The sequence below is a fragment of the Castellaniella caeni NBRC 101664 genome (assembly GCF_001592225.1).
GTDB classification, from domain to species: Bacteria; Pseudomonadota; Gammaproteobacteria; order Burkholderiales; family Burkholderiaceae_B; genus Castellaniella; species Castellaniella caeni.
On record NZ_BCWN01000025.1, the window covers coordinates 1 to 14,856 of the forward strand.

The following is a 14,856-nucleotide window of genomic DNA, read 5'->3' on the forward strand; positions in this document are numbered from 1 at the left end:
GGGCGCCGCGCGGGTGGGCATAAATGGCCGCATAAATCGTTTCGTGGCTGATCTGACGCGACGCGTCGTTTGGATGCATCTTGTGCAGCTTAGCGGCAATCTGCTGCGGCGACCAGCACCAATCAACCAGGCGGCTACGCACGTAGTCGTAAAGCCAACTACCAGGCGTCATCTTCGTGTGGCGCACCGAATGCTTTCTTCTGGCACGGTACGCCATACCCGCAGATCGGGCGCTATAGGTCGCAGTTCCGCTCACGCGGCTGCGGGCCAGTTCCCGGCTGATGGAGGATGGACATCGACCAAGGCTACTGGCTATCGCCCTCAGACTCATGTGCTCGCTCATGCCTACCTGAATCACTGCCCGCTCCTCAGGGCTCAAATGGCTGTACTGAATTCCCATTGCAACACCTCTGATCTCACCTTAGATCCCGGGGTGTTGCACTTGCAAGTTGAGTTTGCCTAGCTCAAAACGCGGTAAGAGCACACCGAGGCCGAAATCTGGCCTAACCTATTGCCCCACAAGACCTTTCGTACCGTTGCATGTCCGCACTAACGACTTGACAGCGGACATTTTTTATTGCACCAAGCCCTCCGATACCGACCTTCGCTGGACTGCGCCATACTTTCCCATCGTAGTCCGTCGGCAGGCCTGTCCAGTTGACCGTTGGCCAATAGGTACAGCATCGCTATGCCCCGCCACGCCTACTCCAGGCCGTTGTTTCTGCGAATGTTTGCCCATTTCACATACAAGGTGCTGCGCGAAATACCCAGCAGGCGTGCGGCGGCCGCCATGTTGTGATGAGATTTTTCGATGCTGTCGAAAATGGCCTGCGCCTCGACATCCGCCAAGCGGCCAGAAGGGTTGGTAGAAGCCAAGAATTAACCCCCGCACGCCGAGTCCGACGCCGGGCCAGGCGTGCCATACGGTTCATTGCGCCACATCAAAAAGCCGCTTTTGAAAGCGCATTTTTTTCAGGTCTATTTCAGCCAGTTCACGCCATTCTGGGTACGTGTCAAAACACTACGAGAAATAAGGTTATGAGCTTTTCTCCTGACCTCAACCGCAACAAAACGCGGCAGCTCGCATGGCTTCTGGCCAGGCTCCTACTTCTCATTGGCACGCAGGCCGCCTGTGCACAGCCCGGCGGCACGGCCGGGCAAGCGACCAGCGGCGCACAGCAGCCCGACCAGGCCCGATACGCCGAACAACCGACGCCCATCTATGCCGATGCCGGCCACACCCAGACATTGGGCATGCTGACCCCCGGCACCAAGCTGTACCTGGAAAGAAACCCCAACGCCCCCGCACAAGGGGCGTTCTTTCTGGACGGCTGGACGCAACAAGGCAACGACACGGCCGTCTTTCTGCAACAGGGCAAACGCACCCTGGCCGCTTCCATGAACGGCAAGAGCTGGCGTTTTCAGAAACTGGGAGAAATCAAAGACGACTACGACAACCTCTGGACGCACATCCGCCTGAACGGCTACGTCGATACGAAAACCCTGACCGCCAGCCAGGACACCGTCTGGCACGCCGCCATCACGCTCTACAGCGCACGCTGCAGCGCCTGCCATGCCCTGCACAAACCCACCGAATTCACGGCCAATCAATGGCCCGGCATTCTAGAGATCATGGCGAAAAATGCCGCGCTGCAGCCGCCGGAAAAAGCATTGATCACCCAATACTTGCAAACACACGCCAAGCCGTAAGGAGCCGAACGATGAAAGCCCCCAAAGACAATCAACCTGGCACAGACCCATTGGGCTTTGCCATTTCCAGGCGCCAGTTCGTCGGCACCATCGGCGCCGTGGCGGGTGCGCTGAACGCGCCAGGCCTGGCACTGGCGGCCGGCAAGCAGCAGGAAATCCTCACCGCCAGCCACTGGGGCATGGTGCGGGCCATCGTGCAGGACGGCCGACTCGTCCGGGTTGAGCCCTTTGAGAAAGACCCGCACCCCACCAAAATGCTGAAGGCATTCCACGACCGGGTCTATTCTTCCAGCCGCATTGCCCACCCCATGGTACGCAAAGGATTTCTAGACCCGGCCACGCGCCACGACACCAGCCGCCGGGGGGCCGACGCCTTCGTCCGCGTCAGTTGGGATCAGGCGCTCGACCTGGTCGCGGGCGAACTCAAACGCGTCAAAGAGAAATATGGCAACTCCGCCCTTTTCCCGGGTTCGGCCGATTGGCAATCCGCCGGGCTGCTGCACAGCGCATCGACACTGACACGCCGAATGCTTGGGCTGTACGGCGGGTTTACCGACTGCTCGGGCGACCCGAGCATCGCCGCTGCCATGGTGATCCTGCCACACGTCCTCGGAGAACTCGAAGTCTACGGCCAGCAAACCGCCTGGCCCGCCATTCTGGACAACGCGAAAAACGTCGTGCTCTGGGGCTGCTGTATCTTGAAGGACGACCAGATCGGCACCCACCCCGCCGACCACGCCGCGTACCCGGCAATGGAGCAACTGCGCGCAAAAGTGGCCCGCAAGGAAATCAAGGTCATTTCCATCGACCCCCGCATCACCGATACGGCGCAGTATGTTCAGGCCGACTGGGTCGCACCACGCCCCAATACCGATACGGCCCTGATGCTCGCCTTGATGCATGTCCTCTATACGGAAAAACGCTACGACGCCGATTTCATCCAGAAATACTGTTATGGCTTCGACCAGTTCCTGCCCTATCTGCTCGGCACACCGGACGGCCTGCCCAAGACCCCCGAATGGGCGCAGCACATCACGGGGATCCCGGCGGCAAAGATCACGCAACTGGCCCGCACGCTGGCCTCGGGACGAACCATGCTGATCACCGGCTACGCCATACAGCGCGCCGACCACGGTGAACAGCCTTACTGGGCCCTGGTCGCCCTGGGCGCCATGCTGGGACACATCGGCCTGCCCGGCGGCGGGCTGGGATTCAGCTACCACTATGACAACGGGGGCTCACTCAGCGCGCGCGCCCCCGGCATCGTCGGCATCCCGGCGGGCAGCAATGCCATCGAGGCGGCCCTGCCATTCGAGCGCGTCACGGACATGCTGCTCCACCCCGGACAGACCGTGAACTACAACGGCGAAACGATCAAATACCCCGACGTCAAGATGATCTACTGGGCCGGGGGCAACCCGCTGACCCACCTCTGGCAAACATCCAAGGTGATCGAAGCGTGGCGGCGCCCCGAAACGATCGTCGTTGCCGACCCGTTCTGGACCCCCACGGCACGCTTTGCCGACATCGTACTGCCCGCGACAACGACCTTCGAGCGCAACGATCTGGAAGTCTGTGGCGCATACTCACAAAAATATATCGTCGGCATGCACCAGGCAATTGCGCCTGTGGGAGAATCGCGCAACGATTACGACATCATGGCGGGCCTGGCCAAGCGGCTGGGGTTTGAAGACCAGTTCACCGAAAAAAAATCCGAGATCGACTGGCTGCGCGAGTTCTACGACAGGGCCCGCACGGCCAGCAAGGCCATGGGAACCGCGCTGCCCGACTTTGATGCGTTCTGGAAAGGCAAAGGCTACGTAGAATTTCCATTAGAGCCAGGCGCCGACACCTACACCAAACACGTCGAGTTCCGCCAAGACCCGCAGAACAACCCGCTGGGCACGCCGTCGGGCAAGATCGAAATCTACTCAAAAACCATCGCGGCCTTCAACTATAGCGACTGCCCGGGCCACCCCACGTGGCTGGAACCCATCGAATGGCTGGGCAGCGAACTTGCAAAACAGTACCCCCTGCATGTCGTCTCTCCCCATCCCCAATTCCGGCTGCACTCGCAGCTGGACAACACCATCCTGCGCAAAGCATACGAAGTAGCGGATCGCGAACCCGTCTGGATCAGCGAGGTAGATGCCAAAAAGCGCAAAATCGCCTCGGGCGACGTGGTGCGCCTGTATAACGGACGCGGCAGCGTCCTGGCGGGGGCTGTCGTTACCAACCGGATTCGACCGGGGGTCATCATGCTGCAAGAAGGCGCCTGGTACGATCCCGACAAGCCCGGCGACCCCAGTGCGCAGTGCAAGCATGGCCTGATCAACGTGCTGACGATCAACAAGGGAACCTCGCAACTAGCCCAAGGCAATATTGCCAATACGTGTCTGGTGGAAGTCGAGCGCTACGCGAAAACCCCTCCGGCGGTAACGGCCTTCACCGCCCCGGCCTGAACGCCGCCAGCAGCCCGCCCCCCGCTTGCGACAGCGCTGCGCCTGGCCTCGTCCCCACGGACGAGGCCAGTGCTTTCGGGGACAGGCAAACACCCCTGATTACACCTTTTACCCAAGCAGAATTAACCCAGATCAAGCCTATGAAAAACAGGATAGAAATCGCTTGATCACACTATATATTGTGTTTATGATTCATCGAAACACAACATATAGAGAATCCAGCATGCACTCACTTGCCACCGCAACCGCTGCCGCGATCCCCGATACGGCCACAGGCATCCCTACCCTTCCAGCCGTATACGCAGCCCCGCGCACTGGCTCGCAGGCCGAATCCCGCCCCATCCCGCAGGTGGACGTGATCCGCTCCATCGACGAATACCTGCAGCAGCAAGACTGGCGCGTCAACGCCAACGCCAACCAGGGTTATTCGCTGGGCGGGCTCATCCTGAACACCTCGGGCAAGATGATTGCCAACTACTGGCTCAGTCATGTCTACCCTGAAGCCATCGGCCAGGCCCACCGCCAGGGCGACCTGCACATCCACGACCTGGACATGCTCTCGGGCTATTGCGCGGGCTGGTCGCTGCGCACCCTGCTCACCGAAGGCCTGAACGGCGTGCCTGGCAAGGTTGAATCCGCCCCGCCCAGGCACATGTCCAGCGCCGTGGGCCAGATCGTCAACTTTCTGGGCACCCTGCAAAACGAATGGGCCGGCGCCCAGGCCTTCAGCTCGTTCGACACCTATATGGCGCCCTTCATCCGCAAGGACGCCATGTCGTACGCCGACGTGCGTCAATGCATGCAAGAGCTGATCTACAACCTCAACGTGCCTTCGCGCTGGGGCACGCAGACGCCCTTCACGAATCTCACCTTCGACTGGGTCTGCCCTGAAGACCTGCGCGAACAAGTGCCCGTGATCGCGGGCTGCGAAATGCCGTTCTCGTACGGCGAACTGCAAACCGAGATGGACTGGATCAACCAGGCCTACATCGAAGTCATGATGGCGGGCGACGCGCGCGGGCGCGCCTTCACTTTCCCCATCCCCACCTATAACATCACCCCGGACTTCGACTGGCACAGCCCCAATGCCGAGCGTCTGTTCGAGATGACCGCCAAGTACGGCCTGCCCTACTTCCAGAACTTCATCAACTCAGAGCTCAAGCCCAACATGATCCGCTCGATGTGCTGCCGCCTGCAGCTGGATTTGCGCGAGCTGCTCAAGCGCGGCAACGGTCTGTTCGGCTCGGCTGAACAGACCGGGTCGCTGGGGGTGGTGACCATCAACTGCGCCCGACTGGGCTACCTGCACCGGGGCGACGAAGCCGCCCTGCTCGCCCGGCTCGACACACTGCTGGCGCTGGGCCGCGACAGCCTCGAAATCAAGCGCCAGGTGATCCAGGGCTACATGGACAACGGCCTGTTCCCCTACACCCGCCGCTACCTGGGCACCTTGCGCAACCACTTCTCCACCCTGGGGGTGAACGGCATCAACGAAATGATCCGCAACTTCACCGCCGACGCGCACGACCTCACCAGCCCCTGGGGCCACGCCTTTGCCGTGCGCCTGCTGGATCACGTGCGTGCCCGCATGGTCGAATTTCAAGAAGCCACCGGCCACCTGTACAACCTCGAAGCCACGCCCGCCGAAGGCACTACCTATCGCTTCGCCAAGGAAGACCGCGCCCGCTGGCCCGACATCCTGCAGGCGGGCACGGCAGACATGCCCTACTACACCAACTCGTCGCAGCTGCCCGTGGGTTTTACCGACGACCCTTTCGAAGCGCTCGAACGACAAGACGAACTGCAGCGCAAATACACCGGGGGCACCGTGCTGCACCTGTACATGACCGAGCCCTTGTCCAGTGCCGACGCCTGCCGCACCCTGGTGCGCCGCACGCTGGGCCGCTTCTCGCTGCCCTACATCACCATCACCCCAACGTTTTCCATCTGCCCCAAGCACGGCTATCTGCCCGGGCGCCACGATTTCTGCCCGCACTGCGACGACGACCTCATCGCCTGCAAGCGTGCCCAGGCGCTTTCGGACGTCCACTGATACCTGGGCTGCCGGGCTCCGGTCTCCGAAAGTTCAACTTGCGGCAGCCCGATCCAGTCCTTGGCAAGGATGCATCAACGATGCATCAACGCCGCACCAAGGCGCCCAAGCCACGGCCAAGCAGCACTTTCCCTCAACGCCTCAACAGGAGTTCATCATGACCAACACCACCATCACCCTGCACGACAGCGAACGCCAAGCGTGCGAAATCTGGACGCGCGTCATGGGCTATCACCGCCCGGTATCGTCCTTCAACACAGGCAAGAAGGGCGAATTCCACGAACGCAAATTCTTCGTCGAACGCCACAGCGGCCAGGCGCCCGCTGCGCACACCGCCTGATACCGGCACGGAGCAATATCTCGCCGACCAGATGGCTCGGATTCCAGGGCAGGAAACTCACAGTCCTTCCATCCGAGCCATCTATTCGCCCACCGAAGCTCCGAACAGGGCAACAACAGAGATCAGACCAAAGCGGAACACAGCAGATGCCCCAGCACACCCTCAAAGTAGGCGGCCTCGTCCCCTTCACCGCCACCGACTACCCGGGCCTGCTGGCCGCCGTCGTCTTCGTGCAAGGCTGCCCCTGGCGCTGCGGCTACTGCCACAACCCGCACCTGCAGCCGCGCACCGCCGACAGCCCCATGCCCTGGGGCGACGTCCACGCATTTCTGCAGCGCCGGGTGGGGCTCATCGACGGTGTTGTCTTCAGCGGCGGCGAGCCCACCATGGATCCGGGCCTGCCCCACGCCATCAAACAAGCCAAGGCACTGGGCTACCGCATCGGCCTGCACACCGGCGGCACGCACCCGCGCCGCCTGGCGCAAGTGCTGCCCGACATCGACTGGGTGGGCCTGGACATCAAGGCCCATTTCGCCGATTACGAACGGGTCACCCAGGTGGCCCACAGCGGCAAACCCGCGCGCGAAAGCCTGCAGGCGGTGCTGGACAGCGGCGTGGCCTTCGAGTGCCGCACCACGGCGCACCCCGACCTGATCAGCGCCACCGCGCTGATCAGCCTGGGCCAGGCGCTGGCCGACGCGGGCGTACAGCATTATGCCGTGCAGGTCTTCCGCCCCCAGGGCTGCACCGATGACACCCTGAACGCGCACGGCCAGTCGCTGCGCGAATGGCCTGGTGCAACGACCAGCGACGCGCTGGCCGCTATGTTTCCGTCATTTACGCTTCGACGTGCGTAGAAGCCGAAACGCTTCAGCCAACAGCCCAAGCGTTTCGCAAGCAATGGCCATCAGCTTGCCATCGCATCCAGCAACATGCGCGCAGTGTAATCCGCAAAGCTGCGCCGCACGATCAACTCCCAGCCGCCACCTCCGTCGTCGAGCGGGCGCAACAAGACGCTGGTCTTGAAGAAATGCGTCTGGGCGCAACGGCCAAACGGCAAGACACGCGGGTGCAAGTCGAGCGGGCAACCGGCGTTGAGCACATCGCGCGCCCCAGGCCCATGCAACTGAATCACCGAGTAGCCACTGGTCTGGTCGGTAACTGCAAACCAGTGATTCGCCAATGCACGTTCAACCCGAGACACCATGCTATCCAGGCCATCAGTCTGCGCACGCAACAACCACTCGTCAGGCGCCAACCAGAAGACCACTAGTGATTCGTTGCAAGCCACGGTATTGGGGGTCAAAGGCAGTGCCAGCCCCAGGCATGCCTGAACAGCCTCCAGGGCAGCGTGATTGGATGTGTCTACACGCAAATTGGCCAGGCTAATCAAAGGCCGCTCGCTCAGAGCCACCCGATCAGGGGTGCCGTGCCGCAACGGCAGGCCAAAGTCAGTGTGCAGCCCTGTCAGCGGGCTCTGCTGTTTGATTTCAGTCAACATTTTGGCGGGCTCCTTCGGGATCGTAGAACACCGGGCTGCATACGCGCGCCGGCATGAATTGGCCATCGGCTGTGGCTACCGTGACTTCATGGCCCATCTGCGCCTGGCCGTCCTTGAGCATGGCAAGCGCAATCGAACGGCCCAGAACCGGGCTCATGTAGCTGGAAGTAACGTGACCAAACATGGGGGCGATAGCCGCCCGAGTCGGGCCCTGCAGAATCTGGCCACCCTCGGGCAGCACGCAGGTGGGATCATTGGCCAGCAGACCCACAAACTGCTTGCGCCCCGAACCGCTGGTATGGCTGCGCCCAAGCGAGCGCTTGCCCAGGCAGTCTTTGGTTTTGGCCAACATGCCGCCCATCCCCAGATCCATCGGAGTCACCGACCCGTCTGTATCTTGGCCGACGATGATGTACCCCTTTTCCCCTCGCAACACGTGCATGGTCTCGGTGCCATAGGGCGTGATGTCATAGGGTTTGCCAGCCTGCATCAGCCGCTCGGCGACATGGCGACCCATATTGGCGGGCACATAGACTTCGTAGGACAGCTCGCCCGAGAAGCTCACCCGCAGCACGCGAGCAAAGACGCCATCAATGGTGCCTTCCTGAAAACTCATGAAAGGAAAGGCGCCGTTGCTGAAATCGATATCTTTGCAAACAGCGGACAACACCTTGCGGGCGTTGGGGCCGGCGATGGTCGTCACCGCGTATTGGTCGGTTACCGAGGTGAGGTACACCCGCAAATCGGGCCATTCGGTCTGCAGCCAGCGTTCCATCCAGCTCATGATGCGGGCCGCACCGCTGGTGGTCGTGGTCAACAGAAAGTGGTCTTCGGCCAAGCGGATGCTCACGCCATCGTCCATGACCATGCCGTTTTCATCGAGCAGCAGGCCATAGCGGCAGCGCCCAGGCTGCAACTTGGTCCAGGAGTTGATGTACAGCCGGTTGAGAAATTCAACCGCATCAGGGCCGCGCACATCGATCTTGCCTAAGGTGCTGTAATCCAGAATACCCACGCTGTTGCGTACGGCCAGACACTCGCGCCGTACGGCCGCATGCATGTCTTCACCCGATTTGGGGTAGTAATGGGCGCGCTTCCAGTTGCCCACATCTTCAAAGATTGCGCCCTGTTCGAGGTTCCAATCGTGCAAGCAAGTGCGGCGGATGGGATCGAACCAGTCGCCCAGTTCGCGCCCGGCCATCGCACCGAAGCTCACTGGCGTGTAGTTGGGACGAAACGTCGTGGTGCCGGTTGCCGGAATGCTTTGCTTTAGAGCCTCGGCCAGCACCCCCATGCCGTTGATATTGCCCAGCTTGCCCTGGTCGGTACCAAACCCCATGGCCGTATACCGCTTGACGTGCTCGACCGAGTGATAGCCTTCGCTGACCGCCAGCAAGATGTCCGACACCGAAACATCATTCTGGTAATCAATGAACTGTTTTGAGCCACGGGTAGCATCTTTACCCTTGTTCACCGCCCACAGCGGCAACAATGGGGTGGCCTCGACCGAGTTGGCCGACCAGGCCGGAAGCTCGGCTGGCCGCGTAGACACAGCACCTTGTGCAGCTCGCAGACCTGCCTGCACACCGCCATCCAGGGCGGCCTTCAAACTGAAGTCACCATTGGCAGCGCCCGCGCTGCTTTGGGGCTGCGCCGACACATCCGGCACGAAGCATGCGCGTGCGTCGCACCAACGCAGCTTGCCGCGCGATTGGGCGTACAGATGCACCACCGGGTTCCAGCCGCCCGACATCACCAGCAGATCACAAGCCAAGGAATCAACACCGTCGCGCAGGCTGGCCCCGTGCCCGCGCAGACGCACACCGCTGACATGTTTGCGGCCGCGCGCCTCGGCCACCACGGTCTGATGGATAACCCGGATGCCCAGGTGCTCAGCCAGGGTCGGCAAGGTGCCGTGGCTGAGCACACGCGGGTCAACCACGGTGACATCAGCGCCATGCTGCTTCAAGTCGATTGCGGTCTGGTACGCACTGTCATTATTGGTGAACACGACCGCACGATGCCCCGGCAACACACCATACCGATGGATATAGGCAGACACGGCAGCCGCCATCATGACGCCTGGGATATCGTTGTTACCAAACACCAGCGGCCGCTCATGTGCACCGGTGGCCAGCACCACGTGCCGCGCCCGAATCTTCCAGATGCGTTCGCGCACGCCGCTGCGCTGCATGATCGGCAGATGATCGTGCAAACGCTCGCAAGCAGTCAGCAAATTGTGATCCTGATAGCCAAATGCAGTGGTGCGCTGCAGCACCTGAGTTTCCGGCTGGGCGGCCAGCTCTGCCACGCGTTGCGCCACCCAAGCTAGCGCCGACTGACCATCGATGGTCTCTTGAGTACGCAGCAGGCTACCGCCGGCCTCACTGCCATCGTCCACCAGAATGACACGCGCCCCGGTACGGCCGGCCGCGCACGCCGCCGCCAGCCCAGCTGGCCCCGCCCCCACCACCAGCACATCGCAATGGGCGTAGCGCTTTTCGTAGCGAGCCGGGTCTTGCTCGTCGGGAACAGAACCCAGGCCGGCCGCATCGCGGATGCGCTCTTCATACTTGCCCCACCAGCTGCGCGGCCACATGAAGGTCTTATAGTAGAACCCCGCTGGAATAAAGCGCGCAAAGCGTTGCATGACTGCCAGACGGTCGCGCTCGATATCGGGCTTGGCATTGACGCTGGTGGCACTCAAGCCCTCATAGAGTTCGACCTCGGTGGCACGGGCATTGGGTACGGTATAAGGGCCGCTTTCCAGCTGCACCAGCGCATTGGGCTCTTCGACGCCCGCTGTCATAATGCCGCGCGGACGGTGATACTTAAAGCTGCGCGCTACGAAATGCACGCCATTGGCCAGCAAGGCAGACGCCAGCGTGTCACCCTGCAGACCGACATAAGCCTTGCCATTGAAGGTAAAACGCACCGATGCGCCACGCTGCACACGCCCCCCCTGAGGCAGACGATTGGTCTGGTTCATATGGCCTCCCGCACAGGTTCGGCGGCATCCCGGCTTTGGCCGCCAAAGGTTTCATAGCTCTGGATGTCGTAGGTTCGGGTATCGCGCTCAGCGATGAACCAGCGACGACAACCATGGGCATGAACCCACTGCTCGCGAAACAGCCCGAAGGTATTTCGGCGCATGAACACGTAATCCCCCCACTCGCGATCATTCATCGCAGCGTTGTCCACGGGGCGCACGATGCCGGCTTCTCCCCCATAACTGAATTCAGTTTCGGCGCGATCCCCGCACCAGGGGCATTTGATCTGCAACATGATGTCTCCTTCAGTGGGCGACGGCGGCCGCGCCGTGCTCGTCGATCAGGTGGCCGCTGTAGAAGCGGTCAACAGAAAAGGCCTTGTTCAGCGGATGCGGCTCGTCGTGCGCCACGGTATGCGCAAAGACCCAGCCAGAGCCCGGCGTGGCCTTGAAGCCCCCGGTTCCCCACCCGCAATTGAAATACAGCCCCTTGATGTCGGTCTTGGTGATGATCGGGCACGCGTCGGGCGACACGTCTACGATGCCGCCCCACTGACGATTCATGCGCACGCGGCTCAGGGACGGGAACATCTCGACGATGGCCTGCAGCGTGTGCTCGATGCTCTGGAAGCTGCCGCGCTGGCCGTATCCCAGGTATTGATCGATGCCCGCGCCGATCACCAGATCGCCCTTGTCAGACTGGCTGATATAGGCATGTACGGCATTGGACATGATGACGGTATGGATGCAGGGCTTGACCGGCTCGGAAACCAGTGCCTGCAAAGGATGGCTCTCGATGGGCAGACGGATGCCTGCCATATCCGCCAGCACGCTGGAATGCCCCGCCACCACCACGGCCACCTTCTTGGCCCTGATGAAACCTTTGCCCGTATCCACGCCTTCGATCGCACCGTCTTTCTTGCGAATGTTGGTGACCGGACAGTTCTGGATAATGTGCACCCCCAAACTATCTGCCGCACGGGCAAAGCCCCAGGCCACCGCATCATGGCGGGCCACGCCACCACGCCGCTGAAACGACCCGCCCAGCACGGGATAGCGGCTGCCCAGATTGATGTTGGGCACGATCTCCTTGATCTGCGCCGGTGTCAACCACTCGCCATCGACGCCGTTGTAGCGGTTGGCATTGATGCGCCGCTGGGTATCGCGCACTTCTTGCAGATTGTGTGCCAGGTTCATGACGCCGCGCTGGCTGAACATAACGTTGTAGTTCAGATCCTGCGACAAGCCCTCCCAGAGCTGCATCGCCTTTTCGTACAGCTGGGCGGATTCGTCCCAGAGATAGTTCGAACGCACAATGGTGGTGTTGCGTGCCGTGTTTCCACCGCCCAGCCAGCCTTTCTCCAGCACAGCGACGTTATGGATGCCGTGCACCTTGGCCAGGTAATAGGCCGTGGCCAAGCCATGCCCACCCGCACCGATCACGACGACATCGTATTCCCGCTTGGGCTCGGGGCTATGCCATGCCCTTCCCCAGTTTTCATTGTGACTCAGCCCGTTGCGGATCAGGCTAAAGATCGAGTAGCGATTACTCATGGTCTCCTCGCTTGGATGATGGCGCACCACCATTGGTGTCATGGGTGCAGTACATCAAAAGCGAACCCGACCCGATAGAATTATTTCGCCGTACCGGTGGAAGATTTCAGCTGCGTCAGAAGAACTCGCTGCGCTCCGGAAATACCTCGCTGATGTAATCGGTCACGGGCGTGGATGGCGACAACAGCGTATCGGGCAACTGCGCACGGCCACGCCATGCGCTGGGCGGCATCCCAAAAGCGCCACGAAATTCGCGTCCCAGATGCGACGCATCGGCAAAGCCACACTCTGAGGCGATGGCAGCAATGGTCTTTTTGGTATGGGTCAGCATCCAGGCAGCCAAACGCAGCCGCATGCCGCGAGCATACGCCTGGGGCCCCTGCCCGGTAGCTTCCTTGAAGAGCCGCTCCAGGTGGCGCACTGAAATACCCAGCTTGCCGCTCAGTTCATCCAGGCTCAGGGCTCGGCCCACGTGCTGTTCCATCAACAAAACAGCACGCCGTACAGCAGGGTGCGTCGTGGGCTGAATGCCAGGTGGCAAGGGCTGAGCGGCACTGGCTCGGCCCGCATCCTCGACCTGCAGGATGCGCAGCGCCTTTTGCACAATAGACTGATCGATATGACGCCGCAGGATCTCGGCGGCAACATCGATCGAGGCCCGCCCACCCGAACAGGTGATCCGGCGCCGATCGAAAACGTACAAGCGATCAGCCACCACCTGTGCCGGGTCAACGCTGGGAAAACGCTCGAGAAAATCCCAGTAATGAAACCAGCTGATGCAGATACGATGCTGATCGAGCACCCCCGCCTGCATCAAGGTAAACACCCCCGTGCACAGCCCCACCAGATGCACGTCTTTGTGTGCGGCCTCGCGAATGAATTCGAGTACCCCTGGGCTGACGGGCGGGCGCTGCAACAGGCCACCAACCACCACCACGTAATCAAAGCGGGTGGGGTCTCCGAGAGACTCCGAGGGTACCACCTGGATACCACTGCTGGAGCGCACCGGTGCCAGCGTCTCATCGACCACCTGCCAGGCGCACCGCACCGGGCGGCTATGGTCGCCTTCGTCACTGGCCAAACGCAACACGTCCAGCATGCCTGAAAAGGCCGTCAAGGTGAAATGCGGCAACAAAACAAAGCCAAAACGCACAGGTTCCACACTCATATGATCTCGCCTCTTCGTGCCCGAGCATTCAGGCGCCACGTCGTTTCCATTCTAGGCACACATTTCTCCTCATGCTGTAGTGGGCGCAAACACAGGGCCGTGCCACGTTGGCCACCAGCCCCAAACCGGAGACACACCATGCAGCAGCCCCCATCGTCCACACCATCAGCCGCCAACACACTGTTTTGCCTGACGGTGTCCTGCCCCAGCAAGGCGGGCCAAGTCGCCGCCATCATCTCGTTTCTAGATCAGCGGCAGGGCTACATCGACGAGTTCACCGTCTTCGACGAAAAAAGTACGCAACAATTCTTTGTGCGCTGCGTCTTCCACACCGAAGGGCCTCAAGCACTGGACACCGCTCCCCTGAACCGCGATTTTGCTGAACTGGCCCGGCGGTTTTCCATGCGCTGGACCATTCACGACATGTCGCAACGCCCCAAGGTACTGATTCTGGTTTCCAAGCTGGAGCACTGCCTGGCAGACCTGCTGTTTCGCACCAGAATGGGCGAGCTACCGATGGACATCATCGCCATTGCATCAAACCACGACACCTTGCGCGGCCACGCCGACGCCGCAGGCATCGCGTTTCACCACCTGCCTGTTACCATCGACACACGCCCCCAACAAGAAACCGCCATCCTGAATCTGACGCAAACCACCGGTGCCGAACTGGTCATCCTGGCCCGCTACATGCAGATTTTGAGCTCCGAAACCAGCAAGACCCTGGCGGGACGCGCCATCAATATCCACCATTCGTTTCTGCCCGGCTTCAAAGGCGCTCGCCCGTACCATCAGGCATACGAGCGCGGCGTCAAGGTGATCGGCGCCACCGCCCACTTCGTGACTGACGATCTGGACGAAGGCCCGATCATCACCCAGTCGGTCGAGCCGGTTGACCACACGCAAACCCCCGACCAACTGCTGGCCACCGGCCGCAACCTGGAATGCCGCGCCCTGGCACAGGCCGTACGCGACTACCTGGAGCGCCGGGTATTCATCAGCGGGCATCGGACAGTGGTGTTGTAGGCTGCCGGTGGACAGGTGGCAGACACCACGCTGGCCACCGCGACACGGCCAAA

At 61.3% G+C, this 14,856-nt stretch carries 13 protein-coding genes; 6 read left to right on the plus strand and 7 right to left on the minus strand.

Going from position 1 to position 14,856, the window contains the following annotated elements:
* A partial coding sequence (locus tag CCA01S_RS15695) for a helix-turn-helix domain-containing protein (RefSeq protein WP_157076543.1) occupies positions 1–400 on the minus strand: 400 nt, incomplete at its 3' end.
* 302 nt (positions 401–702) lie between these two features.
* Complete coding sequence (locus CCA01S_RS15385; RefSeq protein ID WP_084386766.1) at positions 703–876, minus strand: helix-turn-helix domain-containing protein; 174 nt, start codon at positions 874–876, stop codon at positions 703–705.
* A 162-nt stretch (positions 877–1,038) separates the two neighbouring features.
* On the opposite strand from CCA01S_RS15385, the gene CCA01S_RS13325 reads away from it, so the two are divergent.
* From CCA01S_RS13325 to CCA01S_RS13345, 5 genes are all read left to right on the plus strand, one after another.
* Positions 1,039–1,710 (plus strand): hypothetical protein, encoded by a 672-nt coding sequence (locus tag CCA01S_RS13325; protein ID WP_066459321.1) that lies wholly within the window; start codon positions 1,039–1,041, stop codon positions 1,708–1,710.
* Between the two features lie 11 nt (positions 1,711–1,721).
* Positions 1,722–4,172 carry a trimethylamine-N-oxide reductase TorA gene (gene torA / locus CCA01S_RS13330; protein ID WP_066459323.1) on the plus strand — a complete coding sequence of 817 codons (2,451 nt, stop codon included), beginning with the start codon at positions 1,722–1,724 and terminating at the stop codon, positions 4,170–4,172.
* A 223-nt stretch (positions 4,173–4,395) separates the two neighbouring features.
* Entirely contained in the window at positions 4,396–6,225 is a 1,830-nt protein-coding gene (locus CCA01S_RS13335) for a ribonucleoside triphosphate reductase (protein ID WP_103035931.1), read from the plus strand.
* A 157-nt stretch (positions 6,226–6,382) separates the two neighbouring features.
* Complete coding sequence (nrdD, locus tag CCA01S_RS13340) at positions 6,383–6,565, plus strand: anaerobic ribonucleoside-triphosphate reductase (protein WP_066459327.1); 183 nt, start codon at positions 6,383–6,385, stop codon at positions 6,563–6,565.
* 146 nt (positions 6,566–6,711) lie between these two features.
* Positions 6,712–7,422 carry an anaerobic ribonucleoside-triphosphate reductase activating protein gene (locus CCA01S_RS13345; RefSeq protein WP_066459329.1) on the plus strand — a complete coding sequence of 237 codons (711 nt, stop codon included), beginning with the start codon at positions 6,712–6,714 and terminating at the stop codon, positions 7,420–7,422.
* Between the two features lie 50 nt (positions 7,423–7,472).
* On the opposite strand, the gene CCA01S_RS13350 is transcribed toward CCA01S_RS13345, so the two are convergent.
* The 5 genes from CCA01S_RS13350 to CCA01S_RS13370 all read right to left on the minus strand — a co-directional run bounded on the left by CCA01S_RS13350 (position 7,473) and on the right by CCA01S_RS13370 (position 13,777).
* The gene (locus tag CCA01S_RS13350; RefSeq protein WP_066459332.1) at positions 7,473–8,066 is read right to left on the minus strand and encodes a sarcosine oxidase subunit gamma; all 594 of its coding nucleotides are present in this window, start codon (positions 8,064–8,066) and stop codon (positions 7,473–7,475) included.
* Complete coding sequence (locus CCA01S_RS13355; RefSeq protein ID WP_066459334.1) at positions 8,056–11,055, minus strand: sarcosine oxidase subunit alpha family protein; 3,000 nt, start codon at positions 11,053–11,055, stop codon at positions 8,056–8,058. Before CCA01S_RS13355 ends, CCA01S_RS13350 begins: the two co-directional genes overlap by 11 nt.
* A complete protein-coding gene (locus CCA01S_RS13360; protein WP_066459336.1) occupies positions 11,052–11,351 on the minus strand; it encodes a sarcosine oxidase subunit delta in 300 nt (99 codons plus the stop codon). Before CCA01S_RS13360 ends, CCA01S_RS13355 begins: the two co-directional genes overlap by 4 nt.
* Positions 11,352–11,361: 10 nt before the next feature.
* Positions 11,362–12,609, minus strand: a complete 1,248-nt coding sequence (locus CCA01S_RS13365) for a sarcosine oxidase subunit beta family protein (protein ID WP_066459390.1) — start codon at positions 12,607–12,609, stop codon at positions 11,362–11,364.
* Positions 12,610–12,724: 115 nt separating this feature from the next.
* A complete protein-coding gene (locus CCA01S_RS13370) occupies positions 12,725–13,777 on the minus strand; it encodes a GlxA family transcriptional regulator (RefSeq protein WP_066459338.1) in 1,053 nt (350 codons plus the stop codon).
* A gap of 138 nt (positions 13,778–13,915) precedes the next feature.
* Between CCA01S_RS13370 and purU the strand changes: the two genes are divergently transcribed.
* Complete coding sequence (gene purU, locus CCA01S_RS13375) at positions 13,916–14,803, plus strand: formyltetrahydrofolate deformylase (protein ID WP_066459340.1); 888 nt, start codon at positions 13,916–13,918, stop codon at positions 14,801–14,803.
* The last annotated feature ends 53 nt before the right edge of the window (positions 14,804–14,856 follow it).

Bases quoted from the DNA above. Each gene is read 5' to 3' on its own strand.
- CCA01S_RS13360 (WP_066459336.1), bottom strand. From the start codon at position 11,351: ATGTTGCAGATCAAATGCCCCTGGTGCGGGGATCGCGCCGAAACTGAA.
- CCA01S_RS13350 (WP_066459332.1), bottom strand. From the start codon at position 8,066: ATGTTGACTGAAATCAAACAGCAGAGCCCGCTGACAGGGCTGCACACT.
- CCA01S_RS13365 (WP_066459390.1), bottom strand. From the start codon at position 12,609: ATGAGTAATCGCTACTCGATCTTTAGCCTGATCCGCAACGGGCTGAGT.
- torA (WP_066459323.1), top strand. From the start codon at position 1,722: ATGAAAGCCCCCAAAGACAATCAACCTGGCACAGACCCATTGGGCTTT.
- CCA01S_RS13370 (WP_066459338.1), bottom strand. From the start codon at position 13,777: ATGAGTGTGGAACCTGTGCGTTTTGGCTTTGTTTTGTTGCCGCATTTC.
- purU (WP_066459340.1), top strand. From the start codon at position 13,916: ATGCAGCAGCCCCCATCGTCCACACCATCAGCCGCCAACACACTGTTT.
- CCA01S_RS13355 (WP_066459334.1), bottom strand. From the start codon at position 11,055: ATGAACCAGACCAATCGTCTGCCTCAGGGGGGGCGTGTGCAGCGTGGC.
- CCA01S_RS13345 (WP_066459329.1), top strand. From the start codon at position 6,712: ATGCCCCAGCACACCCTCAAAGTAGGCGGCCTCGTCCCCTTCACCGCC.
- CCA01S_RS13335 (WP_103035931.1), top strand. From the start codon at position 4,396: ATGCACTCACTTGCCACCGCAACCGCTGCCGCGATCCCCGATACGGCC.
- nrdD (WP_066459327.1), top strand. From the start codon at position 6,383: ATGACCAACACCACCATCACCCTGCACGACAGCGAACGCCAAGCGTGC.
- CCA01S_RS13325 (WP_066459321.1), top strand. From the start codon at position 1,039: ATGAGCTTTTCTCCTGACCTCAACCGCAACAAAACGCGGCAGCTCGCA.